The sequence below is a fragment of the Streptomyces sp. CA-135486 genome (assembly GCF_050936555.1).
Lineage (GTDB): Bacteria > Actinomycetota > Actinomycetes > Streptomycetales > Streptomycetaceae > Streptomyces.
The window spans coordinates 3828985-3852687 of record NZ_JBNJMM010000002.1 but is presented as its reverse complement, the minus strand read 5'-3'; the positions used below and the strand labels follow the sequence as shown (position 1 = coordinate 3852687).

The following is a 23703-nucleotide window of genomic DNA, read 5'->3' as shown; positions in this document are numbered from 1 at the left end:
GCAGGGGCCGCTAATCCGAGGCCCCTGTTCTCCGACCCAGAGGCAGGGCGCCCGCCCACTTCTCAGAGGCGGGAGCAGTCAGCTGCCGAGACGGGCAGTGACGCTGCGCAGCACTGCCGCGAGCGCATCGGGCGCTTCCAGGGGCAGCAGGTGGCCGACACCGGGGACAGTGCTGAGCTGAGCGTGCGGGATGTGCGGCAGCAGGTGATCTCGGAGCACCTGTGGCGGCTCCACCGCATCGTTCTCCCCAGCCACGACCGTCACCGGAACCTCGATCGCCTGGGCGGCATCCGTGATGTCCGTCGCTATCCCCCGCAGCGGCCACTCCCGCCGGGCCTCGGGGTGGACGGCGAGGCTGTCGCGTACGACAGCGGCCCGCAGCGACTCCGGCAGCGCTACGGCGGTCAGGACATGGTCGAGCGCCTGCCCGACGGACTCCGGCGAGTCGTACGCGTGACAGAGCCCCTCCCGGTACTCCGGGGTCACCACGGCGGGCGGCTCCGGCGGCGCGGGCGCAACCAGAATCACGCCCGCCAGCCCCGCAGGCCGGCGCGCCGCGACGAGCTGGCTCACCTTTCCGCCCATCGAATGGCCGACAAGCACGAACGGCCCGAGGTCCAAGGCTTCGACCACGCACGTGAGGTCGTCGGCGAGCTGGTCCAGGGCGTAGGAGCCGGGCAGTGCCTGTGACGTGCCCCAGCCGCGCTGATCGAAGCGGACCGTGGCCTGTTCGGCCGGAAGCCGTCCAACGACCCCGTCCCAGGTGGCGGCGGAGCCGCCCCAGTAGTGGACGAACACCAGCGCCGGCCCGGTGTGCCCCTTTGAGCGCACCTCGATCGTGCCGCCCAACACACGTACATTGCTTGTGCTTTCCGTCATTCCCGCGCCCTCCTCAACGTCGGCGGAGAGCGAAGCGCTGCCACATCCGCGCGAGTGTGCAATCTCCACCTGCTCTGATCAGCAGCTGACACCCTCGAAGCTACAGTCGATACGCAGGCGCCCCCGGTAGAAAGAGACACGGCTCTTGTGAAAAACGGACACCCCTCTGTGCGGCAACTGCACTACATGCCCGCCCTCGGGGCGGCATACGGTGTGGAGGTCCTCAGCTTCGCGCAGCTGCGGGAGATGGACGGCGCAGGCGTCCGTACCCGGCCGCAGCGACCGGATTTCCATGTGCTCGCCCTGGTCGCCTCCGGGTGGGGCGGTCACGTAGCGGACTTCGAGACGTATCTCTTGCGGGAAGGGAGCGTGGTGTGGATCCGGCCGGGCATGGTGCACCGCTGGAGCGACGTCGACGGCGTTGACGGTCCCCTGATTCTCTTCCGGCCCGGCTTCCTGCCCGACCTGGGCCCGACTCCGGCGTGGGACCTCTCCGCGCCCGCCTCCTGGCATCTGGCACCGCAGGTGCAACCGCTCGCCCTGCTGGCAGCTGATCATCTGCGACGCGAGCACGACGTGGCAGTGCGGGTACCGCGGCTGGCCTTCCCTGCGCTGCTCTCCCACCTTCTGGCGGCGCTGGTCCTGCGCGTGCTGCCCGTCGAGGCCCCCACGCCCACCGTCAGCGGGGGGCGTTGTCGGGATGTCTTCCCCCGCTACCGGGCTGCGGTCGAGGAGCACTTCACCGAGTGGCACCAAGTCGCTGACTACACCCGGGTGATGGGCTACGACCGGCGAACGCTGACCCGGGCTGCCCGCGCCGCCACTGGCGTTGGCGCCAAGGAATTCCTGGACCAGCGAATCCTGCTGGAGGCCAAACGGCTCCTCGCCCACACCGACCTGCCGGTGAGCAGATGCGCACAGCGCCTCGGCTTCCGAGACGCCGCGAACTTCACCACCTTCTTCCAGCGCGGCACGGGACAGCCACCGAGCACTTGGCGCACCGCCGATGCCCGCGCCACTCGCCCTCTTGATCTGTCGGACGCGGCCGCGTCGACGTGATGAAGTAGCGGCGCAACCCGCTCGCCGAAAGCCTTCAACCAAACCTACCCGCGCGGCTTTACGCACACGGGCGCCCTGGAATTCGCCAACTCGCGGGCTCTCGACCCCGCCATCTCCAAGGTCCGCACCGACGAGAGCGGACACGCCGGCACCGAACGACGCCTCGTTCTGCGCGGTGCCCGCCCCGATCCGCCCGCGAGCCCGGCCGGGCATGGACCGTCCACTTCGGCTCACGTGACCTCCCCGACTGCGAGGTTGCCCATGGGCTCTCCAGACTCCGCCTCTGTGGAGCGGACGGCGGGCTGACATTCAGCCGACCGCCTCCCCGCCGGTCATCGCCGCGCCGCCCATGCGGTCGGCAGGGCGACGGCCCCTGGGCTGCTGCGGTTCCGGTTGTACGGGCATCGGCGGCAGGGGACGCTCCACGGGCCGGGACACCGTGACGGTGAACGGCTCGCCGTGGTGCAGGATCTTCAACGGGTCCCCCTCCACCAGGGTGTAGACGGCTGCGGAGCTGCGGATGTCCACATGCAGCCTGCGCCCCCGCACCAGCACGGTGAACCGAAGCCCGGAGAGCCGCTCGGGCAGCCGCGGGGCGAACCCCAGACCGCCCCCACCGCTCTCCCCGTCGCACTGGCGCATTCCTCCGAGCCCGAGCACCAGCGCCATCCAGGTGCCCGCAAGGGAGGCGATGTGCAGACCGTCGCGGGTGTTGTGCTCCAGGTTCTCCAGGTCCATCAGGGCCGCCTCGCCCAGATAGGCATAGGCCAGCCGGAGGTGTCCCGTCTCGGCGGCCATGACGGCCTGGCAGCACGCCGACAGCGAGGAGTCCCGCACGGTCAGCTGCTCGTAGTAGGCGAAGTTGCGGGCCTTCTCCTCGGCGGTGAAGGCGTCGCCGCAGGTCAGCATGGCGAGGAGCAGGTCCGCCTGTTTCACGACCTGCTTGCGGTAGAGGTCGAAGTACGGGAAATGCAGCATCAGCGGGTACTGCTCCGGGGAGGTGTTGTCGAAGTCCCACCGCTGGAAGCCCGTGAACCCGGCTGACTGCTCGTGCACGCCGAGCGTCTCGTTGTACGGCACGGCGATCCGGGCGGCGGCGTCCCGCCATGCGGCGGTCTCCTCGTCGTCGACCCCCAGTTCCTCCGCGCGTTCGACGTGGCGCACCGCCGCCTCCGCGGCAGCCACCAGATTCCGGCGCGCCATCAGGTTGGTGTAGAGGTTGTCGCGGGCGATGGCGCTGTACTCGTCGGGGCCCGTGACGCCGTCGATATGGAAGACGCCCTCCGCGTCGTGGTGACCGAGCGAGTGCCACAGGCGCGCGGTGTGCACCAGCAGTTCCAGTCCCGGTCCCCGCTCGAACGCCTCGTCGCCGGTGGCAGTCACGTACCGCAGCACGGCGTCGGCGATGTCCGCGTTGACATGAAACGCGGCCGTGCCCGCCGGCCAGTACGCCGAGCATTCCGCGCCGGTGATGGTCCGCCACGGGAACGCAGCTCCGGCCAGCCCGAGCTGATGGGCGCGGTCCCGGGCCGCGGGCAGGGTCGCGTGCCGCCAGCGCAAGACCGGGGCGACGGACTGGGGGGCCGTGTAGGTGAGCACCGGGAGGACGAAGGACTCCACGTCCCAGAACGAGTGCCCGTCGTAGCCCGTCCCCGTCAGCCCCTTGGCGGGGATGGCCCGTTCCTCGCCGCGGGCCGCGGCCTGCAGCACATGGAACAGCCCGAAGCGCACGGCCTGCTGGATCTCCGCGTCCCCGTCCACCTCGACGTCCGCGCCGGACCAGAAGTTGTCCAGATAGGCCCGTTGCCCGGCGAGGAGCCCGTCCCAGCCGGTGCTGCGGGCGGCGGCGACCGCACCGTCGACCTGGTCGTGCACGGCGGGCAGCGACCTCTCCGCGGACCACCCGTACGCCACGAACTTCACCAGCCGCAGCCGCTCGCCGGGCGCCAGGGTGGCGGTGACCGTGAGCCTGCTGACGTCGGGCTCGCTCTCGGCCGACCAGGCCGTCCCCTCGGGGCCCTCGACGATGTGGTCGGCCGCGGCCGCCACCCGCTGGCCGCTCTTCCTGGTGCGGTGCACCAGGCGCAGCCGGGTGTCCTGGGCGAAGTCCTCCTCCGCCTCGAGCGGGGACTCGACCGCGGCCGCGACCCGCGGGTCGCCGGTGTCGTGCGGCATCTGCTCGTTGGCGACCAGCTCGGACTGGACGGCCACGGTGGCCCCGGCGTCCAGCGGCTCCACCTCGTACGCGATCGCCGCGATGGCGCGCTGGGTCAACGACACCAGCCGGTACGAGGTGATGCGGACGGCGCGACCGCCCGGGGAGGTCCACTCCGCGGTGCGGCGGAGGACTCCTGTGCGGAAGTCCAACACCCGCTCGTGTGCCGAGAGTTCGCCATACCGCAGGTCGTAGGGGTGGTCGTCCACCAGCAGCCGGATGATCTTCCCGTCGGTGACGTTGATCATTGTCTGACCGGACTCCGGATAGCCGTAGCCGGCCTCGGCGTACGGCAGCGGATGCAGTTCGTGGACACCGTTGAGATAGGCGCCGGGAAGCCCATGCGGTTCGCCCTCGTCGAGATTGCCGCGCCATCCGATGTGGCCGTTGGCGAGCGCGAACACGGACTCGCTCTGGGCGAGGACGTCGAGGTTCAGCTCGGTCTCGCGCAGGCACCACGGTTCGACCACATAGCTGGGATGGGTGATCATCGTGACTCCAGCAGTTCGGCGAGATCGTTCACGACGATGTCCGCGCCGTGCTGCCGGAGCTCCGCGGCCTGCCCAGTCCTGTCGATGCCCACGACAAGGCCGAACCCCCCTGCCCGGCCGGCCTCCACGCCCGCCAGGGCGTCCTCGAAGACCGCCGCGGTACCCGGTTCGGCGCCCAGGGCACGGGCGGCGGCCAGATAGGTGTCCGGTTGCGGCTTGCCCCGCAAACGCTGCTCCGTGGCGACGATCCCGTCGATGCGCTCCTCGAAGAGATCCTCGATGCCCGCCGCGGCCAGCACATCGCGGCAGTTGGCGCTCGAAGAGACCACGGCACGCCGCAGACCCGCGTCCCTGGCGGCGCTCACATACGCCACCGAGCCCTCGTACGCCTCCACCCCCTGCTCACGGATCGTACGGAGCATCAGCGCGTTCTTACGGGTGCCCAGGCCGTTCACTGTCTCCCTGTCCGGCCCGTCGTCGGGGGCACCCTCGGGCAGCCGGATCCCCCGCGAGACGAGGAAGGTGCGCACTCCGTCCTCGCGCGGCCGGCCGTCCACGTACTCGTCGTAGTCCCGCACGGCGTCGAACGGCTCGAAGGGAACGTCCTCACGTTCGGCGCGCCGGCGGAGGTAGTCGTCGAACATCTCTTTCCATGCCGCCGCGTGCACCTTCGCGGTGCGCGTGAGGACGCCGTCGAGGTCGAACAGGCAAGTGCGTACGTGATCCGGAAGCCCCAGCATGTCGTCGAGGCTAGAAGGGTGAGGCGGTCGCCGGGGGCGGCAGATGCCGCGCGCCGCGCCGCGCGTAGCCCGTGGGGATGATGTGCCGGTGTCATCCGGAGCAGCCGCGGGCGCGGCCGGGCTCCGGGCCCGGCCGCGGGGTCGCTCGCGGGTGTCACTGAGCGTCCGGCAGGCTCCACCGGTAGGGCGCGATGAGCCCGTCGACCGACGCCGGGCCCCAGGAGCCCGGTGCGTAGAGCTCGACCGGCGGCGGGTTCTCCAGCAGCGGGGCGGATGCCTCCCAGAGCCGCTCGATCCCGTCGGAGCGGGTGAACAGGGACTGGTCCCCGAGCATCGCGTCCAGGATGAGGCGCTCGTATCCCTCCAGCGCGTACATCGAGTTGACGGAGTCGGCGTAGTTGAAGACCATCTCGGCCTCGCTCAGGCGCATGGCGGGCCCTGGCTCCTTCACCAGGAAACGGGCGGCGATCCGGCCGGGGTCATCGAAATCGATCACCAACTCGTTGTTCCGGGATTCCGTGCCGCAGTGCGCGGCCAGGGGGAACATGCGAAGCGCCGGTTCCCGGAAGCCGAGCGTCACGACGTGCCGCCCCTGACCGAGCGCCTTTCCCGAGCGCAGGTAGAAGGGCACTCCGGCCCACCGCCAGTTGTCGAGTTCGACGCGCAGTGCCACGAAGGTCTCGGTGTCCGACCGGGGGTCGACGCCCGGCTCGTCGCGATAGCCCTCGTACTGGCCGCGGACGACCTGTGGATCCAGCGGCCGCATGCTCTCGAAGACCTTCTCCTTCTCATCCCGCAGGGGCTTCGCCGCAAGGGCGGTCGGGGGTTCCATCGCCACGAACCCCATGAGCTGGAAGAGGTGAGTGACGATCATGTCCCGGAAGGTGCCGGTCCCTTCGAAGAACTGTGCGCGGCCCTCAATGCCGATCTTCTCCGGCACGTCGATCTGCACATGGCTGATGTGGTCGCGGTTCCACACGGGCTCGAGGAGGCCGTTGGCGAAGCGGAGGGCGAGGATGTTGTCGACGGACTCCTTGCCGAGGAAGTGGTCGATGCGGAAGACGCGGGACTCGTCGAAGACCGCGTGGATCGTCGCGTTGAGGGCCTGGGCCGAGGGGAGGTCCGTGCCGAAGGGTTTCTCCACGATGACACGGGCATTGTCGGCGAGGCCGGTCGTACCGAGCAGCTCCACGACGGAGCCGAAGGCCTTGGGTGGCACGGCGAGGTGGAACAGGCGCCGGGGGTTGCCGCCGACGGTCCGCTCGGCCTCCCGCACAGCCTCCAGGAGCGGCTCGGGGGCGTCAGGGTCGGCCGCGCCGAAGGACAGCGCGTCCTCGAACTCCTGCCACGCCTGGCCCTCGGGCTTCGACCTGCCGAACTCGGCGACCGCCTCCCGTGCACGCTTGCGGAATTCGTCGTCGCTGAGCGCGACCTGGGAGGGCGCCGAACCGATGACTCGGAAGCGGGTCGGCATCAGCCCCGCCTTGGCCAGGTGGAACAGCCCCGGCAGGAGCTTGCGCCGGGCCAGGTCGCCGGTCGCGCCGAAGAGCACGATGACGTGGTCCTCCGGGACCGGGGGACGGCTTTCCGGCTGGGAAAGGCCGGCCACGGTTCACCCCGCCTTCTCGGCGTGACCGCCGAACTCGCCGCGCATAGCGGACAGCAGCTTGTCGGTGAACTCGCCCAGCCCGCGCGATTCGTACCGCTGCATCAGCGCAGAAGTGATGACCGGAGCGGGCACGCTCTCGTCGACCGCCGCCAGGACCGTCCAGCGGCCCTCCCCCGAGTCCGAGACGCGGCCGGTGAACGTGTCGATCTCGGGCGAGCGCGCCAGCGCGTCGGCGACCAGGTCGACAAGCCATGAACTGACGACCGAGCCCCGGCGCCACACCTCGGCGACCTCGGCGACGTCGATCTCGTACTGGTAGGCGTCCGGCTCGCGCAGCGGGGCGGTCTCGGCGTCGACGGCCCTGTGGCGCAGGCCCGCGTCCGCGTGCTTGATGATGCTGAGCCCCTCGGCGACGGCGGCCATCATCCCGTACTCGACTCCGTTGTGCACCATCTTCACGAAGTGGCCCGCGCCGCTCGGGCCGCAGTGCAGATAGCCCTCGGGCGCGGTCCCGTCGGCGCGGGTCCTGCCCGGGGTGGGCTCGACGCTGCCGGCGCCGGGGGCGATGGTGCGGAAGACCGGGTTCAGCCGTGCCACCGCGTCGTCCGGGCCGCCGATCATCAGGCAGTAGCCCCGTTCGAGGCCCCAGACGCCGCCCGAGGTCCCGCAGTCGACGTAGTGGATTCCGCGGGGAGCGAGCTGCTGCGCCCGGGCGATGTCGTCCCGGTAGTACGAGTTGCCGCCGTCGACGACGGTGTCATCGGGGTCCAGCAGCGCGGCCAGCTGGTCCAGTGTCGGCTGCACCACCCCGGCGGGGAGCATCTGCCAGACGTTCCTGGGCTTTTCCAGCTTGTCGACGAAGTCATGGAGCGAGGTGGCGGCCGTTGCCCCCTCCTTCTCCAGCTCCTGCACGGCCTCCCGGTCGAGGTCGTAGACGACGCATCGGTGACCGTCACGCATCAGCCGGCGCACGAGATTGGCGCCCATCCGGCCGAGCCCGATCATGCCGAGCTGCATGGGTGTGTCAGTGGTCATGTCCGGCTTCCCCGTTCTTCAGAGCGCGGTGATGATGACGGATGAGAGCGTTGGCGGACGGCTCGAGGCGCGAGGTCCGGCTCATGTCCTCGCCTCCTGACGGGACTCCACCAGCTCCCGTGCGACCTCGGCCACCCTCTGCGGGGTGAACCCGAACTTCGTGAGCAGTTGTTTCAGGGGCGCCGAGGCACCGTAGGTGTGCATGCCGACGAGGGCGCCCCTCTCTCCCACGTAGCGGTCCCAGCCGAACGTCGATGCCTGCTCGATGCCGACCCGCGCGGTCACCGCCGGCGGCAGGACCTCCTCGCGGTACTCCCGCGGCTGACGGTCGAACAGCTCCCAGCACGGCATGCTGACCACCCGGGCCCCGATGCCGTCGGCTGCGAGTTCGTCCCGGGCGGCCAGCGCCAGAGACACTTCGGATCCGGTGGCGAGCAGGATCACCTGTGGCTCGCCGGAGGGCGGGTCCGACAGCACATAGGCACCGCGTGCGACACCAGACGCGGCGGCCAGCCGCGTTCGGTCGAGCGTGGGCAGCGCCTGGCGGGAGAGGACCAGTGCCGCCGGCTCGTGGCGCAGACCGGCGACCAGCCGCCAGGTCTCGACGACTTCGCCCGCGTCGCCGGGGCGGAACACCAGCAGTCCCGGCATCGCGCGCAGGCCCGCAAGCTGTTCGACCGGCTGGTGGGTGGGTCCGTCCTCGCCGACGCCGATGGAGTCGTGCGTGAAGATGTGGACGACCGGGATCTCCATCAGCGCGGACAGCCGGATGGCTGCCTTGGCGTAGTCGGAGAAAATGAGGAATCCCGACCAGTACGGCCGCAGCTTGGTCAGGGCCATACCGTTGGCGACGGCCGCCGCGGCGTGCTCCCGGATGCCGAGGTGGAGGTTGCGCCCGGACGGGCTCTCCGGCTGGAAGTCTCCCGCGCCGTCGAAGGTGAGATGGGTCTTGGTCGACGGCGCGAGGTCGGCGGAGCCGCCGAGGAGCCAGGGAACGCTCTGCGCGAGGGCGTTGAGCACCTGGGCCGAGGAGTCCCTGGTGGCCAGGCCCTTGGGGTCGGCGGGGAAGTCGGGAAGCTTGCTGTCCCATCCGGCCGGGAGTTCACGGCGCTGCATGCGCTCCAGCTCGTCGGCGAGTTCGGGCCAGGAGGCGCGGTAGGCGTCGAACCGCTTCTCCCAGGCGGCGCGCAGTTGTGCACCACGCGCACCGATGCCCTGGCCGAACCAGTCACGTACCTCCTCGGGAATCCAGAACTGCTCGTCCTCGGGCAGGCCGAGGAAACGCTTGGTCGCCCGGACGCCGTCCGGTCCGAACGGTGCTCCGTGGGCCTTCGGTGAGTCCTCGACGGGTGAGCCGTAGCCGATGTGGCTGTGCACCAGGACCAGGGTGGGACGCTCGGTCTCGGCCCGGAAGGAGTGGAAGGCGCGGGCGACGGCGTCGAGGTCGTTGGCGTCGGCGACGGTGGTCACGTTCCAGCCGTACGCGAGGAACCGGGCGGCGACGTCCTCGGTGAAGGTGATGCTGGTGTAGCCCTCGATGGTGACCCGGTTCGAGTCGTAGATCCAGCACAGGTTGGACAGCCGTTGATGCCCTGCGAGCGAAGCGGCCTCCGAGGCGACGCCCTCCATCATGCAGCCGTCCCCGGCGAGCGCGTACACATCGAAGTCGAAGAGGGGGAAGTCCTCCCGGTTGTACCGCGCGGCGAGCCACCTGCCGGCCATCGCCATCCCGACGGAGTCCGCCACCCCCTGGCCGAGCGGCCCGGTCGTGGCCTCGACACCGCTCGTCCAGCGGTACTCGGGGTGACCGGGGCAGCGGGAGCCGAGCTGACGGAACGACTTCAGGTCGTCGAGCGTCACCGCCGGCCGTCCCAGCACCTCGTAGTCCGGGTCGACGGCACGGACGCCGGTCAGATGGAGCAGGGACCACAGCAGCGTCGAGGCGTGCCCCTCGGAGAGCACGAAGCGGTCGCGGTTGGGCCAGATCGGGTCCTGGGGATCGAACCGCAGGAACCGCTGCCAGAGGGTGTAGGCGACGGGCGCGATCCCCATGGGCGTGCCCGGGTGGCCGGACTGGGCCTTCTGGACGGTGTCCATGCAGAGACCGCGGACGGTGTTCACCGACAGCGTGTCCAGGTCGGTCATGAGCGTTCCCCCCTCTCGGTGGGCTCAGGTCGGTCCGCCGCCCGGAGCGCCCGGCGACGGCAGTCCGGCGCTGGGAGGGCCGCGCAGCGTTGGCGATCCTGCTCGGAGGACGCCGGGAGCGCCCGCTGCGATGCCTCACCCGCGACGGGTGACATGCGTCAGGCGTGCGGAACGACGGCGACGGGACAGCGAGCGTGGTGGATCACCGCGTGGGTGACCGAACCGATGTGCGCGCCCGATGCCGCCCTGCGCCGGCCGACGACAACAAGTCCCGCATCGAACGCGGCCTCGACGAGATGGCTGGCCGCCCGTCCGGGAGCGGTCTCCTCAAACACCTTCACGCCCGGGAATCTGTCCCGGTAGGGGCGCACCGCGCCGGACAGCGCCGACTCCCGCTCCGCCTTGGTCCCGGGGTCGGGGCCGCCGTGCCCGGCAGCCGCGGCATGGTGGTGAAGGCCCGGAAAGTGCCAGGTGTGCATGATGTGCAACGGGACGGCGTGTCGTGCCGCGAAGGCGAACGCGAAGTCGAGAAGTTCGTCCTTCACATCGCGTACGTCCAGACCGAGGACCACTTTTCGGCGTCCATCGCCACCCGGGGCGTCGGCGCTTGCCTCGCGCTCGCCGTAATCCGGCCGTACGAGCACCACCGGGTGCTTCGTCTCCGCCACGACCTCCTGCCCCACCGAGCCGACGATGAAGCCGCCGACGGTGCCGAGTCCGGGCGACCCCAGGACGAGCAGGTCCGCGTCGGAGCCTGCGGCCAGCAGCGCTCTGGCGGGGGCGTCCTCGACCTCCTCCCTGGCCATGGCGACCCCCGACTGGCGCGCCCGGACGCGCTCCTCCATCGCGCCCAACAAACTCTGCTCCTGGTCGGTCCGGGTCTCGCGGGACGGCTTCACGGCATGGGGCTGCTGCTGCTGCCACTGCGAGGCGTTCACCAGCCGGAGGCCGGTGCCGCGCGCGGCGGCCTCGTCCGCGGCCCAGTCCACTGCCGCCAGGCTCTCGTCGGAGTCGTCCACTCCCACAGCGACGGGTCGGGACATGCTGCTCTCCTTGCCTCGGACTCTTGCGGGGACCGTCACGAGGCCGTCACGGGCATCCGCGCAAGAGGGCGCCTGATCAAGAAATTACCCATACACCGGAAATTCCGCGATTCAGGGCATCACGGACAGTGAACCGTGCCCGCCGCGGGCGGCAGGCCAGCCCACAACGCCGTCCACAACCTGACCGCGCACATGGTGCACTGGCTGCGGCTGCCAGAAGTTCGCCAACGTGCCGCCTCGCATCTCCCGCAACCGCCCTGTGTGGTACAGGACCCTGCCGCGCGCTGCCGGTCACTGGGGGATGGACTCCGGTTCCTTCACGATGCTCCAGCAGCATGGCCGTTGGACGATGACCGCGGCCGAGTACGCGGCCGAGGTACGGCCTTGAGCGCCTTCATTCGCGCGCCGGACCGCACGACGTCATCACCGACTCGGGCCGTCCGCAGGAGGACTGACGGCATGACAAATGTCAGTGAAAGCAGGGACATTGCGCACTGCCGAGGGCCGGGTTCCCGGCTGACGCTGGGGCCATGAGGACAACCACAGCTCAGGGAACTCCCCAAGGGATCAGCCGGAGGGCGTTGATGATGTTCGGGGCCACGCTCATGCCGGTTCTGGCGGCCGGCCCCGCCACCGCCAAGACCGCCCTCGCCGCCGCTCCGGTGCGGCTCACGCTGCCCGGCCCGGGCGGGCCGTACCGGCGGCGGATCGGCACCCGTTCGCTTCACCTGGTCGACCGGTCCCGGCCGGACCCCTGGGGGTCCGGCCGCCCCTACCGGGAGATCATGGTCCAACTCTGGTACCCGGCCCGGGACACCGAGGGGCGACCAAAAGCACCCTGGATGTCGCCCGGGGCCGCCGCGCACTACCGCAAGGCCACCGGGATCCCCGAGGACGCGGTGCGGCTCCCGGTGACCCACGGACATCCGGGCGCCCCGCTGGACATCTGCCGCGGGCCCCTGCCGGTCGTGGTGTACTCGCCCGGCTTCGGGCAGGACCGCACCTCCAGCACCGCGCTGGTGGAGGAGCTGGCAAGCCACGGGTACGCGGTGGTCACCGTCGACCACACCTATGACGCATCGGAGGTGGAGTTCCCGGACGGCCGAGTGGAGGCCGGCAAGATCCCCCTGGCCGGCGACGAGAGCGGCGACCCGGTGATCGTCAAGGCCCTTGAGGTAAGGGTGGCCGACACCCGGTTCGTACTGGACCGGCTGGCCGGGATCGGACGGGGAGCGTTCGATCTGTCGCGGGCCGGGATGTTCGGGCATTCCCTGGGCGGGGCGACCGCCGCGGCACTGATGGGGCGCGACCGCCGCATCCGGGCGGGGGTCAACATGGACGGCTCGGTCACACGGTCCGTCAGCGCCGCCGGGGTGGACCTGCCCTTCCTGCTGATGGGCGCGGACCAGGAGGACGACGGCACCTGGGAAGCGCTCTGGCCCCACCTCCGCGGCTGGCGGCGGGAGCTGCGGCTGACCGGCTCCCGGCACGCCTCCTTCACCGACCTGTCGGTGTTGCTGCCGCAGGCGGCGCCCGCGCTGGGGATCAGCCCGGAGCAGCTCACCGCAGCGCTCGGGCCGCTCGACGGGCAGCGGGCCATTACCGTGGAACGCGCCTATCTGCGGGCCTTCTTCGATCTGCACCTGCGGCAGGCCCGACCCGCCATCCTGACCGGACCCTGCGCCCGCTACCCGGAGATGCGGTTCATTCGCTCGTAGGACGTGCCAGGCGTTCGCCGGCCCCCAGACCCGCCGGCCCCAACCCACTGCCGCCGGGTAATGGTTCAGAGCGATCCGTCAGTCCTGCGGCCGCAACCGCTGACGCGCCACCGCGAGTTGCCTGTCGTCGTCAGGCGCGAACAGGTCGACTTTCCAGTGGCCCTGTCATGGTGGGAGCCACCAGAAGTGGTATCTCGAGTACGCGGCTGACGGGTACTACCTGATCCGTAGTGAGTACGACGGCGACTGCCTCGACGTCTACAACGCGAGCGCGGCGAACGGAACATCGGTGATCGCTTGGTCGGGCGGCTGCCACGGCGGCGCCAACCAGCACTGGCGACTCCGCTAAGCCCGTCGGAATGCCGTGAACCGACAGGCCCAAGCCCATCACAGGCCTGCGGGGGAAGAGCGGCCGGAGCGGCGAGGGCAGCACCACGGAGGCAGGCAACAGGGCCTGTACAGCGTGGTCCTGGCCCTCGCCGCGCTCTCTGCGGTTGCGACAGGTCCGCGCAGCCGAGGGAAAGCTTCCCCGCCGAGCACTGGATCCACCTGCGGACGACCAACCCGATCGAGTCCACGTTCGCCATCGTCCGCCCGCGCACCAAGGTCACCCGCGCGCCGGCTCCCGCACCGCAGCCCTCGCAACGGTCTTCAAGCTCGTCGAGTCCGCCCAGCAGCGGTGGCGGCCCGTGAACGCACCCCACCTCGTCGCCCTCGTCCGTGCCGGGGCGCGGTTCAAGCGTGGTGTCTCGGCGGAGCGCCAGGAGGCCGTGGCGTGAGTCATGTGAGCTTGCTGCCCATGATGAAAGTCGGGCAGGCTGCCCCGATGGCTTCCTACACGCAGCGTTACATCGGCGGTGACCATGAGGGTGTCTGGGCAGACCTCCGATGCCTGGGACCCATTCCTGATGCCCTGATCGAGGACTGCGTTGTCGTGGCGGCGCAGACAATGCAACTGGTGACCGGTCACGTTGCCCGACTGGCGGAGCAGTTGACTGACCTCGGCCTGGTGCCCAGCGGCACACTTCTGACACCCCCGACGGACGCGGACCGGGAGGAATTGTCCGTACTCGCCGGTGAAATCGTCGCCATGCCCATAGCCCTCGATGCCTGTCTTCGATACGTCGGTGGAGTGTGGTTCGCAGGGGACTGTCCAGCTCTGGACGAGTGCTACCACTCAGCGGACCAGTACAGCATTGCCGGCGTGCTTCCCGATGCTCTGGTTCCTCCGGACGTTGAGTACCTTCGCTACAGCTGGACCGAGTACCGCGAGCAGTTGGAGGATGACCCCGAACTCGCGGAAGAGGGATTCGTGTTCGACTTCGCAACGGACGAGCTTCACAAGGCCAGCATCAGCGGATCCACTCACGACGTCTCGCTGGCCCGCACAGTCGCTGACCCCGTCATCCACGGCGTTGGTGGGCGGCCGGACATCACCCTGGTCGACTACTTGCGGCTGTCGATCTCTTGGGGTGGCATGCCGGGCTGGTCATTCAAGGCCGATAACGCACCCGCAGCCCTCGCCAGGCTACGCGTTCACCCCGACTTCTGAGCCGATCCACAGGTCTAGATGATTGCTCGAGGCCGACCGGGGCGACCCGTTGCAGCGCGCTGAGTGTCTTGAGTGTCTGAGGTGCCCCCATCGGCAATGGCATGTACGGCATCAAGGACTCCGTCGGGCCGACAGCGTAACGGTGGCGTGAGGGCGCGCCAACGACTGTGCGACCGGGTCGAGTTGTTGTTGCCATGTCGTCGCCGTCGACGTCGAGGTCCTGGCTCAGGCACTCGACCAGGCCACGGGTCTGCACGGCGTATCCGCCGGTGATGACCAGTTAGTACGGGCTACCGATGGTGAGGGCGTCGCCCAGGAGCCGACGGTGCAGATCGCCAAGGTTCACGCCGCGACGGACGTCCGGCTGGCGAGCACGGGGAAAGCGTCCTCCCGCACGTGGCGAATGTGCTGGCTGACAAGCGTGCGCAGCACCGGCCACTGAGCGAGGAGAAGACTCCGGTTGAGGAAGTAACGAGGTCGTCGTGCTGCCCTTCGGCCAGCACCGTGCGGTACAGGCTCATCCGCTGCCTCGGGCGGTCCAGGTCATCCGTACCGAGCCCGGACCAGGCGACGTGGAGCGGGAGCTCGACCTGGCCGTGGACGGCCCGGAGAGATCGTCGAGAGATGCGGGCAGCCGACCCGCATACCGTGCCCGCAGCACCTCGGCGACGGGCGGCGACGAAGAGGAATATACCGAAGCCGTTATCCCGTAATCGCTCTCTCCCTGTACCGCAGACGCGGCATGCGCCTCCCGTCCGCGGGTGCGACTGATTCACATGCACGTTGTCGTCGAGTTCATGTGCAGCCCGACAATCGAATCCGCAGGGGTGGCGTCTGCCGGGATCTGGGATCAGCGCCCGCTCCTCCACGCGGCACTACTGCGTACGGTTGGACGGATCCGCGACGGGCAGTGCGGCGGCGGGGGACGCTACGCGAGTGGCATGAAGATGGTTCGGGCATCCAAGCGTGAATCGATCTCGCGTCATGCCGGATGCTGGTGCCATGGGGGATTTACCAAGGCGGGACTACGAGAGATGCTCGATCTCGCTGTCGCAGTCCTTCGTCGATCTGCGGTGGAAGGCACGCACAGCAACGGCCGAGGGATGGGCACCTCTGTTGGTAGGAGGAACGCCTCTGGCGGATCTGGTGCACCGTCGCATGCGGCAGAGGCATCCGCTGTTTCAACATGTCTGCAACGGGCAGCCCGCGCCCACCACCGTGGACTCCATCACCGAGCGGCGGATCTGGCGCCGATCGGACACCTACAACGAAGCACGCGAAATCTACGGCACGACGAGGCAGATGAACCTCCCGCTCTCCGCTTCGCGTGAGGCGATCCGCGGCTTCATCCTCGGCAGGCCGGGGCAGATTTAGCGAGCGGGACCTCGCCTTCGCCACACGGAACCGCCCCCTGGCGTGAGGCCGCGCAGTGCAGCATCACGCCACGAGAGCTGACTGTGCTCGGCCTCCTGGCCTAGGATGCACGGCTGCGGCGATGGCACGGCGCCTGGCGATCTCTCATCACACCGTCAACCGGCACCTGGAAAACATCTACCGCAAACTCGGGATCCATGACCGTGTGACCACGGTGCTGCAGGCTCAGCAGCTGGGCCTCGTCAATCCCTGGCATCCGGGCCGTCCGGCCGACAGCGGGCATGCACCCTCCGCCCCCGGCTGCCACGCGCCGGGAACAGCGCCCAGTGCTGGTTCAGACCGCTCAGCAACGGAACTGTGGCCCTGGCGTGCCACTGCTCACCGGGCCGACGTGGGGAACTCGGCCACGTGCGCGGCCGCTCCCCGTTTTCTTTGCGGTTTTCCGCCTGGTGCGGGCGGGTGTCATGGCGTCACAGTCCCAGGGAGATGGCGAGTCGGGTGAGTTCGGCGGTGGTGGTGATGTTGAGCTTGGTCCGGATTCGGCGGAGGTAGGCGTCGACCGTGTGCCGGGAGAGTCCCATGTGGCGGGCTGTTTGCAGGTAGGTGCGCCCTGCGGCGATATGCCGCAGTGTCTCCTGCTCACGCGGGGCCAGCGCAGGCGCGGGGGCTTCGGCGTACGGCGTGGTGAGGGTGAGACTCATGGGATTTCCTCCGACGGATCGGCTCGGTCATCACTGCTCACACCCTCGGAAGCAGGGGACATACGCTGGAATGCTGCGTTTTGTCCCTTTTGAAGAGCTTGGCGGGGCTACTTCATGACGGTGTCCGCCGACTGTCACAGGCCTGTCACAGGGGTCCGCAGGCACGCCACAGCGCGATCACAGCAAGAGCCGCATGGCTGCGAAGATGCTCTCCCGCCCCAGGCCGGGCCTTGCCTGGCGGGGGCCGGGCGGGGGCGTGCCGGGCCTGCTGGTGAGCCGCCAGTCCCCTCCGGCGGCAGAGCCTGGGGCAGGGCCCTTCGTGCCAGCGCTGGGTTGGTGCTCGGTGCCTGTGAGGATCATGCTGGTCAGGGGGGCCCGGGGCGTGCAGGTTCCCGAACGGCGAGATGAGCGGCGATGGAGCGACTTCCCACCCCTCCCGGTGAGCGGCCGGACGCGTCGGACGCCACCCCGGGGCCGGCCTGCACCGCGACGGCCACCGTCGATGAGCAGGGCATGGTGACGGGGTGGAGCGAGGGTGCCCGGCGGCTGCTGGGCTATCTGCCTTCGGAGGTGGTGGGGCGGGCCGCTGCCCGGCTGCTCGCCGATGACGCCGATGACGCCGGGGAGGGGGCGTGGCGGGATGCGGGCGGGCGGGAGCGGTTCAGCGGCACCGTGGCGTTGCGGCACCGGGACGGCCGCCGGCTCGAGCAGCACCTGCTCGCGCACCGCCGCACCCCGGGCGGCGGGTGGCTCGTGGTCTCGGCCGTGGCCGGCCAGGCCCGCCCGCCGGAGGGTGAGGCGCTGCAGGAGTGGGCGTTTCGCCAGTCCCCCGACCTCCTGGCCCTCTTCGATGCGGACCTGCGGCTGGTGGGGGCCAGTGCCGGCATGGAGCGTGCGCTGTTGCTCACGCAGGAGCAGATGCGCGGGCTGCGGCTGCCGGAAATCGTGCCGCATCCCGTCAGCGAGGAGGCGGAGACGACGATGCGCCGGGCACTGGAGAGCGGAAAGGTGCAGCACACGGAGGCCCGCCTCCACCCCACCGGTGCCGGCGCGGAGCGCGACCGACCCGCCTCCCTCGTTCCGCTGAAAGACCGCGACGGGCGGGTGCGGGCCGTGTGCCTGACGGCGAACCCCGGGTCCGGGGAGTACCTGGCGGCGCACTCGGGGTCCGGGGAGGATCTCCCTCCCGCTCCCGGCCGGTACCCCCGGGAGCACACCACCACCATGACCCTGCAGCGCAGCCTGCTCCCCCACACGCTGCCCGATCAGGCGGCCCTGGAGATCGCCTCCCGCTACCTGCCCGCCGGCACCCAGGCCGGCGTGGGCGGCGACTGGTTCGACGTCATCCCCCTGTCCGGCGCCCGAGTCGCCCTGGTCGTCGGCGACGTCGTCGGACACGGCATCCGTGCCTCCGCCACCATGGGCCGGCTACGCACCGCGGTACGCACCCTCGCCGACGTCGACCTGCCACCCGACGAACTGCTCACCCACCTCGACGACCTCGTCATCCACCTCTCCGCCGACGAAGCCGGCACCGAAGGCGCCGCCGAAACCGCCGGAGGCATCGGCACCACCTGCCTGTACGCCGTCTACGACCCCGTCTCCCGCCACTGCACCCTCGCCCGCGCCGGCCACCCCCCACCCGCCGTGGTCACCCCCGACGGCACCGTCCACTTCCTCGACGTCCCCGCCGGCCCCCCACTGGGCCTGGGCGGCCTGCCCTTCGAAACCTACGAAACCGAACTCCCCGAAGGCAGCCTCCTCGCCCTCTACACCGACGGACTCCTCCAAGCCCGCGACCACGACATCGACGACGCCCTGGACACCATGTTCGCCACCCTCGCCCGCCCCGCCCCCACCCTGGACACCCTCTGCGACACCATCCTCGCCACCATGCTCACCCACCACCCCGACGACGACATCGCCCTCCTCATCGCCCGCACCCGCGCCCTCCACACCGACAAAGTCGCCACCTGGAACCTCGACAGCAACCCCGCCATCGTCGCCCAAGCCCGCAAAAACGCCACCGACCAACTCACCACCTGGAACCTCGACCACGCCGCCTTCACCACCGAACTCACCGTCAGCGAACTCGTCACCAACGCCATCCGCTACGGCCACCCACCCATCCAACTCCGCCTCATCCACACCAACACCACCCTCATCTGCGAAGTCTTCGACTCCAGCAACACCGCCCCCCACATGCGACGCGCCCGCACCTTCGACGAAGGAGGACGAGGCCTCCTCCTCGTCGCCCAACTCGCCCACCGCTGGGGCACCCGCCACGCCCCCATCGGCAAAACCGTCTGGACCGAACAAACCCTCACCGAGAGCTGAAATCCAGCCACACCTGTCCTGGGCAATCGAATTACCCGTAATGTGTTGATCGTTTCTAACTGACCAGGTGGGGCCGGTTTTCGGGTCAGTCCGAGGTGGTCCAGGTGCGCGCCTCTTCAAGCAGGGTGGACAGGCTCTTGACGGCGTTGGGAGCCACGCGTGTCACCTTGATTGAAAAGGTGCTCCCGCGCTTGAGCGTCACCCAGTTCCCTCCGCAGCAGGGAGGCGATGTAAGGTCCTGTCTCCCCATCACAAGTGGTACTTACGATCGGGACACTCCGTACGAACCCACCAAGCGGGCCAGTTGCCGGCCAGTCGCCCGCAAAGATTCCTCGCTGCGGTTGACCTGGGCCGTCACCTCGGCGCCTTCCAGGGCGCTGATGATGATGGTCGCCAACTCCCCGGCGTCGGGGGCCTGGAAGCCGGAGTGCAGGAGCTTTTCGGTGACGATCTGCTCCCAACTGCGCAGCGCTTTGGCGCATGCCTGCTGGATGTCGGATTCGCTCCCCAGCGTTTCCAGCGCCGTTGCCGTGACCGGGCAGCCGTCGGTCCAACCCGATGCGCGCAGCCCTTCGGCGAGCTGCCGGGCACAGGCCTCCACGGCCGCGCCCGGATCGTCCGCGCTGTCCAGCGCATCACGGAGGAGCATCGCGAACTCTTGGCCGCCGTACTCGATGGCAGCGACCGCGACGCTCTCTTTGCCGCCCGGGAAGAAGTGGTAGACGGAGCCCAGTGTTGCCTCCGCCTCCTTGGCGATCTGCTTGATGCCCGTGCCGACATAGCCCTGGCGCTGCAGGAGGCGCGCTGCGGCGATGACGATCCGGTCCCGGGTGCTGGCCTGTCCCATGTCCACACCTTACTGGTTAGAACGTTCGTTTTAGAGCCGTGCTACATTGCCTCCGCGCTCTAGATAGAGCGCTCGTTTTAGTAAGCCGTCGTCACTCGTACCGCGGAGGTCTTTCCCAATGAGCAGCAAGCAGTCCCTGACCGTCATCGGACTCGGCCCCATGGGGCAGGCAATGGTTCACGCCTTACTCGACAAGGGCCACAGGGTCACCGTCTGGAACCGCACCGCGTCCCGTGCCGATGCCCTCGTCGCGCGCGGCGCCGTTCTCGCAAAGAGCGCCGAAGGCGCCCTGGCGGCCAATGAGCTCGTCGTCCTGAGCCTCACCGACTACGACGCGATGTACGCCGTGCTGGAACCGGCGTCCCACGCCCTGACCGGCCGCGTGCTCGTCAACCTCAGCTCCGACACCCCGGAGAAGACCCGCGCCGGGGCGCGGTGGGTGTCCGAGCACGGCGGGGTCCACCTCACCGGTGGCGTCACTGTCCCACCTTCCGGCATCGGCCAGCCCCAGTCGTCCACCTTCTACAGCGGGCCGCGCGAGGTGTTCGAGGCGCACCGGACCACCCTCGAAGTCCTGACCGGCACGGACTACCGGGGTGAGGATCCCGGCCTGGCCGCGCTCATGTACCAGATCGGCATGGTCATGTTCTGGACATCCATGCTCAGTTACTGGCAGGCCATCGCCCTCGCCGACGCCAACGGCCTCACGGCGGCGGACATCCTCCCGCACGCCACCGAGACCATGACCGGGATGCCGGGCTTTCTCTCCTTCTACGCCGAGCGCATCGACGCCGGCGAGCACAGCGGCGACGTGGACCGCCTCTCCATGGGCATGGCCAGCGTCGAACACGTTCTGCACACCAACGCCGACGCAGGCGTCGACACAGCGCTTCCAGCCGCCGTGGTCGATCTGTTCCGGCGCGGCATGGACGCCGGACTTGGGGCGGACAGCTTCTCCAGCGTGGTGGAGCTGATGAAGAGGGCTGGAGGATAGTCGCAGTGTGCCTCCACCGTCGGACTGAACAGCCGCGGCTACGGCGCCGCGAAAAGGTGATCACGGTGACGCCCGCCGACCTCCAGGACCGTGACGCCGCGCGGGATGTGTTCTGGCGACTCCGTCTCGCACAGCCGCAGATCACCCAGGTGGGGGCCGATCGCGGATACGCCGGCGAACTCGTGGACTGGGCCCGCGAACGCCTCTGGATCACCTTGCCCATCGTCTCCAGGCCGAAGGGCACCAGGGGTTCGTCGTCCTGTCCCGCCGTTGGAGGGTCGAGCGGACGCTTTGCTGGATCATGAACGCCCGCCGCAACGTCCGCGACGACGAACGCCTGCCCCAGCACTCCGAAGCTCACTTGAACTGGGCGCTCATTACGGTGATGACCCCGACGGCCTGACCAGACAAGAACCCTTGCGCGGACGCCTGGACCAAGAAGCCCAAGCCCTCGAGCTGATCGCTGGCGCAGACCCCATCATGAACGGGCCGTTGACTCCGATGCACCCCGCACAGCCATGACAAGTCCGCTTGCCCATGCCAGTCGGACGGATCGGAAATCGTGACATCCTTCCAGTTCGGCCAGCAAACGTTTCACGGAGGCCTCGTGGGCCGCTGGCCACCCTGGCTGCGGGAACAGGTCGTCGATCAGGTAGGTCCCTCCAGGGGCTACGAGTTCCAAGGCTCGTTCAAGGTGGGTGAATTTGCCAGGCCACGTATCCGCGAACACCAAGTCGAAGGGCTCCCCGTCGTAGCCTTCCAGCCATTCGCCGCCGTCTCCGGCCACAAAGGTCACCCTCGGGTCAGACCCCAACTGCTCGCGGGCAACCGCCTGGACAGCAGTGTCGAGTTCGACCGTGACCAGACGAGAGGCTCCGTCCATCCCGCTCAGGAGCCAAGCGGTGCCTTCGCCCACGCCGGTACCGAGTTCAAGAATGCGGCCACCCGGCCGGGCAGCCGCGAGTACGGCCAGCAAGCTGCCGGTTCGCTCCTCACACGACATGGTGAAGCCCGCCTCATGCGCCGCAACGCGCAACGCGGGCAGAGCAGTTGGGAATGTGTTTGGTGCGTCGTCCATCCAGGGATGATGCAAGCGCCATGCTTCCCACGCAACATCAATTGTCGCCCCTCGGCGGCGGGCGTCAGGGGACCGCGCGGCGGGCGGGCGCCCGCAACCGGAAGGGCCCGCGTGTGCGGGCCCGGTCGCCGACATTCCGGTCTGCGTCCCGTGGCCGCGTATCAGGAGGGGACATCCTTACCCATCAGCGCGGCCCAGTCGCCGGCGAGGTACTGCCGTTTCCAGGTGTCGATCTCGTGCGCCGGCATCTTGTATTTCCTGGCGGCCTCGGCGCTTGTCGTGGGTCCGTGCAGGACGACCATCACGATCCTGACCCGGTCCGCCAGCGTCAGCTTGTCCTTCGGCTTGTCCGGCAGGTCCTCGAACCGGGTACAGCCCTGCGTGCCGGGCTTGCCCGGCTCCCCCGACCGACCCGGGCCGCCACCCCTGCCACTGTCGCCGCCCTTACCGCCCTCACCACCCGTGCCGCACTCACCGCCCGTGCCACCGACACCACCGACACCACCGCTGCCGCCCGTGCCGGCGCTACCGGCGCTACCGGCGCTACCGGCGAGCCCAGCAGCCTCGGCCCGCTGGCCAGGGCCTGCCGCAGCGGTGTGCGGCGCCTGCGCGGCACAGGCGACACCGGCCGCGAAAACCAGCGAGACCGGCGCCAGGACAAAACGACGCTGCCAGAAACTTCCAGACATGAGGTTCTCCGTTTCCCTCACACAGGGGCGTGGCGCCCGCGGGCGCTGTACGTCCGGCCGCCGGTCAGCGGCCGCAGCGCGGCGCGGTGACCGGGACCCGGTCAGAAGACCGGCAGGGGGTGGAGGCCTTCGGGGCCTCCACCCCGCCGAGGGGTGGTCCGGGACGGCCCGGACGGCATAGCCGTCCGGGCCGCCGATGTGACCACAGGGTGAAACAGCCGCCTCAGACGGCGTCGCCGCCCGCACCGCCGTCGCCACCCACGACACCACCGGTGCCGCCCGTGCCACCGGCACCACCCGTGGTGCCCCCGGTACCACCCTTGCCACCAGTACCGCCCACGACACCGCCAGCGCCACCAGTACCACCAGCACCACCCGTGTCAGCACCCTTGCCACCCGCGCCACCAGTACCGCCCGCGACACCACCAGCGCCACCGGTACCACCAGCACCACCCGTCTTCTTCGGCTCCTCCTTCTTGTTGTCCTTCGGGTCGGCCTTCGGGTCCTTCTTGTTGTTGTCCTTCGGGTCGACCTTCGGGTCGTCCTTCTTGTTGTCCTTCGGGTCCTTCTTCGGGTCGTCCTTCTTCTTCGGGTCGCCCTTCTTGTTCTCGTCCTTCTTGTCGTGCTTCTTGTCGTGCTTCTTGTCGTGCTTGTCGTCCTTCTTGTTGTCGTGCTTGACGACAACAATGACCACCTTCTTCTTGCCGTGCTTGTCCTTCTTGATGACGACCTTGACGACGACCTTCTTCTTGTCGTGCTTCTTGTCGTGCTTGGTGTCGTGCTTGTCCACATGGGTGGCCAGGCTCACCGCCGGCGAGGCCGGCATCGGGGCCGCCATCGCGGAGGAAGCCGGAATGATGGCGGCCCCCGCCACGAAAGTGCCCGAGGCGAAAAACGTCGCCAGACGCAGACCCCGACGCTTGGAACGGGCATCACGGTGGGTGTTAACGGTGCGAGACATGACTTACTCCTACTGAAATAGATGGATTCATTGAATTTCCCGGGAAACCGGGATGACGTGTAAAAGGAGGAAAACCCTCGGAAAGGAATTCCCTTTCACCGTGCCGCCTCATTTTTTTCTTCCGGTGAGGCCGCACTTCCAGTAGGCCCGAACCACGCCACCCGGTCACGTTCCGACAAGTCGTGGCTTGACACACCCATAAACGTCGCGTAAAAGCACGCGAAAAACACACCACC

20 protein-coding genes and 4 pseudogenes are annotated in these 23703 nt (G+C 69.2%); 10 read left to right on the top strand and 14 right to left on the bottom strand.

The genetic code is table 11. From position 1 onward, the window contains the following. Nucleotides 1–78 precede the first annotated feature (78 nt). On the bottom strand, nt 79–879 hold the full coding sequence (locus ACQEVG_RS37010; RefSeq protein ID WP_432992251.1) for an alpha/beta fold hydrolase: 801 nt from the start codon (nt 877–879) through the stop codon (nt 79–81). Between the two features lie 168 nt (nt 880–1047). Between ACQEVG_RS37010 and ACQEVG_RS37005 the strand changes: the two genes are divergently transcribed. Next, complete coding sequence (locus tag ACQEVG_RS37005; protein WP_432992248.1) at nt 1048–1938, top strand: helix-turn-helix domain-containing protein; 891 nt, start codon at nt 1048–1050, stop codon at nt 1936–1938. Nucleotides 1939–2247: 309 nt separating this feature from the next. On the opposite strand, the gene ACQEVG_RS37000 is transcribed toward ACQEVG_RS37005, so the two are convergent. The 6 genes from ACQEVG_RS37000 to ACQEVG_RS36975 form a co-directional block, all read right to left on the bottom strand. After that, a complete protein-coding gene (locus ACQEVG_RS37000) occupies nt 2248–4644 on the bottom strand; it encodes a glycoside hydrolase family 65 protein (protein WP_432992245.1) in 2397 nt (798 codons plus the stop codon). Then, nucleotides 4641–5384 (bottom strand): HAD family hydrolase, encoded by a 744-nt coding sequence (locus ACQEVG_RS36995; RefSeq protein WP_432992242.1) that lies wholly within the window; start codon nt 5382–5384, stop codon nt 4641–4643. Before ACQEVG_RS36995 ends, ACQEVG_RS37000 begins: the two co-directional genes overlap by 4 nt. A gap of 154 nt (nt 5385–5538) precedes the next feature. Further along, on the bottom strand, nt 5539–6993 hold the full coding sequence (zwf, locus tag ACQEVG_RS36990) for a glucose-6-phosphate dehydrogenase (protein WP_432992239.1): 1455 nt from the start codon (nt 6991–6993) through the stop codon (nt 5539–5541). Nucleotides 6994–6996: 3 nt separating this feature from the next. Then, entirely contained in the window at nt 6997–8028 is a 1032-nt protein-coding gene (gnd, locus tag ACQEVG_RS36985) for a phosphogluconate dehydrogenase (NAD(+)-dependent, decarboxylating) (protein WP_432992236.1), read from the bottom strand. Nucleotides 8029–8109: 81 nt separating this feature from the next. Then, nucleotides 8110–10173, bottom strand: a complete 2064-nt coding sequence (tkt, locus tag ACQEVG_RS36980) for a transketolase (protein ID WP_432992233.1) — start codon at nt 10171–10173, stop codon at nt 8110–8112. Nucleotides 10174–10331: 158 nt separating this feature from the next. After that, nucleotides 10332–11216 carry a universal stress protein gene (locus ACQEVG_RS36975; protein WP_432992230.1) on the bottom strand — a complete coding sequence of 295 codons (885 nt, stop codon included), beginning with the start codon at nt 11214–11216 and terminating at the stop codon, nt 10332–10334. Nucleotides 11217–11445: 229 nt separating this feature from the next. On the opposite strand from ACQEVG_RS36975, the gene ACQEVG_RS36970 reads away from it, so the two are divergent. The 5 genes and pseudogenes from ACQEVG_RS36970 (at nt 11446) to ACQEVG_RS36950 (ending at nt 14486) form a co-directional block, all read left to right on the top strand. After that, nucleotides 11446–11604 (top strand): DUF7221 family queuine tRNA-ribosyltransferase-like protein, encoded by a 159-nt coding sequence (locus tag ACQEVG_RS36970; protein ID WP_432992227.1) that lies wholly within the window; start codon nt 11446–11448, stop codon nt 11602–11604. A 196-nt stretch (nt 11605–11800) separates the two neighbouring features. Beyond that, complete coding sequence (locus ACQEVG_RS36965) at nt 11801–12934, top strand: alpha/beta hydrolase family protein (protein ID WP_432992224.1); 1134 nt, start codon at nt 11801–11803, stop codon at nt 12932–12934. Nucleotides 12935–13052: 118 nt separating this feature from the next. Then, a pseudogene (locus ACQEVG_RS36960) lies at nt 13053–13283 on the top strand (RICIN domain-containing protein); the annotation flags it as partial. 176 nt (nt 13284–13459) lie between these two features. Next, a pseudogene (locus ACQEVG_RS36955) lies at nt 13460–13713 on the top strand (IS256 family transposase); the annotation flags it as partial. After that, entirely contained in the window at nt 13710–14486 is a 777-nt protein-coding gene (locus ACQEVG_RS36950; RefSeq protein WP_432992221.1) for a hypothetical protein, read from the top strand. The pseudogene ACQEVG_RS36955 and the gene ACQEVG_RS36950, both read left to right, overlap by 4 nt. A 204-nt stretch (nt 14487–14690) precedes the next feature. Here ACQEVG_RS36950 and ACQEVG_RS36945 read toward each other — a convergent pair. Together ACQEVG_RS36945 and ACQEVG_RS36940 are read right to left on the bottom strand one after the other, a co-directional pair. Continuing rightward, nucleotides 14691–14832 (bottom strand): annotated as a pseudogene (locus tag ACQEVG_RS36945) (nucleotidyl transferase AbiEii/AbiGii toxin family protein); the annotation flags it as partial. Continuing rightward, nucleotides 14829–15192: pseudogene (locus ACQEVG_RS36940) on the bottom strand (hypothetical protein). The pseudogenes ACQEVG_RS36940 and ACQEVG_RS36945, both read right to left, overlap by 4 nt. 452 nt (nt 15193–15644) lie before the next feature. Here ACQEVG_RS36940 and ACQEVG_RS36935 point away from each other — a divergent pair. Beyond that, entirely contained in the window at nt 15645–15860 is a 216-nt protein-coding gene (locus tag ACQEVG_RS36935) for a hypothetical protein (protein WP_432992218.1), read from the top strand. 55 nt (nt 15861–15915) lie between these two features. Continuing rightward, on the top strand, nt 15916–16362 hold the full coding sequence (locus ACQEVG_RS36930; protein ID WP_432992215.1) for a response regulator transcription factor: 447 nt from the start codon (nt 15916–15918) through the stop codon (nt 16360–16362). On the opposite strand, the gene ACQEVG_RS36925 is transcribed toward ACQEVG_RS36930, so the two are convergent. Beyond that, entirely contained in the window at nt 16331–16561 is a 231-nt protein-coding gene (locus ACQEVG_RS36925) for a response regulator transcription factor (protein WP_432984269.1), read from the bottom strand. The two genes, ACQEVG_RS36930 and ACQEVG_RS36925, sit on opposite strands and share 32 nt — an antisense overlap. A 414-nt stretch (nt 16562–16975) precedes the next feature. On the opposite strand from ACQEVG_RS36925, the gene ACQEVG_RS36920 reads away from it, so the two are divergent. Beyond that, nucleotides 16976–18898, top strand: a complete 1923-nt coding sequence (locus tag ACQEVG_RS36920) for a SpoIIE family protein phosphatase (protein ID WP_432992212.1) — start codon at nt 16976–16978, stop codon at nt 18896–18898. Nucleotides 18899–19160: 262 nt separating this feature from the next. Here the strand turns inward: ACQEVG_RS36920 and ACQEVG_RS36915 are convergent, their stop codons facing one another. Next, nucleotides 19161–19745, bottom strand: coding sequence for a TetR/AcrR family transcriptional regulator (locus ACQEVG_RS36915; RefSeq protein WP_432992209.1), 585 nt, complete (start codon nt 19743–19745; stop codon nt 19161–19163). A 118-nt stretch (nt 19746–19863) separates the two neighbouring features. Here ACQEVG_RS36915 and ACQEVG_RS36910 point away from each other — a divergent pair, with 118 nt between their 5' ends. Continuing rightward, on the top strand, nt 19864–20739 hold the full coding sequence (locus ACQEVG_RS36910; RefSeq protein ID WP_432992206.1) for an NAD(P)-dependent oxidoreductase: 876 nt from the start codon (nt 19864–19866) through the stop codon (nt 20737–20739). Nucleotides 20740–21217: 478 nt separating this feature from the next. Here the strand turns inward: ACQEVG_RS36910 and ACQEVG_RS36905 are convergent, their stop codons facing one another. The 3 genes from ACQEVG_RS36905 to ACQEVG_RS36895 all read right to left on the bottom strand — a co-directional run bounded on the left by ACQEVG_RS36905 (nt 21218) and on the right by ACQEVG_RS36895 (nt 23467). Next, nucleotides 21218–21817: an O-methyltransferase gene (locus ACQEVG_RS36905; protein WP_432992203.1), complete on the bottom strand. Its 600-nt coding sequence runs from the start codon at nt 21815–21817 to the stop codon at nt 21218–21220. A gap of 161 nt (nt 21818–21978) precedes the next feature. Then, nucleotides 21979–22506 carry a hypothetical protein gene (locus tag ACQEVG_RS36900; protein ID WP_432992200.1) on the bottom strand — a complete coding sequence of 176 codons (528 nt, stop codon included), beginning with the start codon at nt 22504–22506 and terminating at the stop codon, nt 21979–21981. Between the two features lie 223 nt (nt 22507–22729). After that, nucleotides 22730–23467, bottom strand: coding sequence for a hypothetical protein (locus tag ACQEVG_RS36895; RefSeq protein ID WP_432992197.1), 738 nt, complete (start codon nt 23465–23467; stop codon nt 22730–22732). Nucleotides 23468–23703 lie beyond the last annotated feature (236 nt).

What these genes read in the sequence shown, in the direction of transcription:
- ACQEVG_RS36975 (WP_432992230.1), bottom strand. Translation starts at nt 11,216, where the DNA reads ATGTCCCGACCCGTCGCTGTGGGAGTGGACGACTCCGACGAGAGCCTG.
- ACQEVG_RS36925 (WP_432984269.1), bottom strand. Translation starts at nt 16,561, where the DNA reads ATGAGTCTCACCCTCACCACGCCGTACGCCGAAGCCCCCGCGCCTGCG.
- ACQEVG_RS36895 (WP_432992197.1), bottom strand. Translation starts at nt 23,467, where the DNA reads ATGTCTCGCACCGTTAACACCCACCGTGATGCCCGTTCCAAGCGTCGG.
- tkt (WP_432992233.1), bottom strand. Translation starts at nt 10,173, where the DNA reads ATGACCGACCTGGACACGCTGTCGGTGAACACCGTCCGCGGTCTCTGC.
- ACQEVG_RS36910 (WP_432992206.1), top strand. Translation starts at nt 19,864, where the DNA reads ATGAGCAGCAAGCAGTCCCTGACCGTCATCGGACTCGGCCCCATGGGG.
- ACQEVG_RS36965 (WP_432992224.1), top strand. Translation starts at nt 11,801, where the DNA reads ATGATGTTCGGGGCCACGCTCATGCCGGTTCTGGCGGCCGGCCCCGCC.
- ACQEVG_RS36905 (WP_432992203.1), bottom strand. Translation starts at nt 21,817, where the DNA reads ATGGACGACGCACCAAACACATTCCCAACTGCTCTGCCCGCGTTGCGC.
- ACQEVG_RS37010 (WP_432992251.1), bottom strand. Translation starts at nt 879, where the DNA reads ATGACGGAAAGCACAAGCAATGTACGTGTGTTGGGCGGCACGATCGAG.
- ACQEVG_RS36900 (WP_432992200.1), bottom strand. Translation starts at nt 22,506, where the DNA reads ATGTCTGGAAGTTTCTGGCAGCGTCGTTTTGTCCTGGCGCCGGTCTCG.
- ACQEVG_RS36915 (WP_432992209.1), bottom strand. Translation starts at nt 19,745, where the DNA reads ATGGGACAGGCCAGCACCCGGGACCGGATCGTCATCGCCGCAGCGCGC.
- ACQEVG_RS37000 (WP_432992245.1), bottom strand. Translation starts at nt 4,644, where the DNA reads ATGATCACCCATCCCAGCTATGTGGTCGAACCGTGGTGCCTGCGCGAG.
- ACQEVG_RS36920 (WP_432992212.1), top strand. Translation starts at nt 16,976, where the DNA reads ATGGAGCGACTTCCCACCCCTCCCGGTGAGCGGCCGGACGCGTCGGAC.
- gnd (WP_432992236.1), bottom strand. Translation starts at nt 8,028, where the DNA reads ATGACCACTGACACACCCATGCAGCTCGGCATGATCGGGCTCGGCCGG.
- ACQEVG_RS36935 (WP_432992218.1), top strand. Translation starts at nt 15,645, where the DNA reads ATGCGGCAGAGGCATCCGCTGTTTCAACATGTCTGCAACGGGCAGCCC.
- ACQEVG_RS36995 (WP_432992242.1), bottom strand. Translation starts at nt 5,384, where the DNA reads ATGCTGGGGCTTCCGGATCACGTACGCACTTGCCTGTTCGACCTCGAC.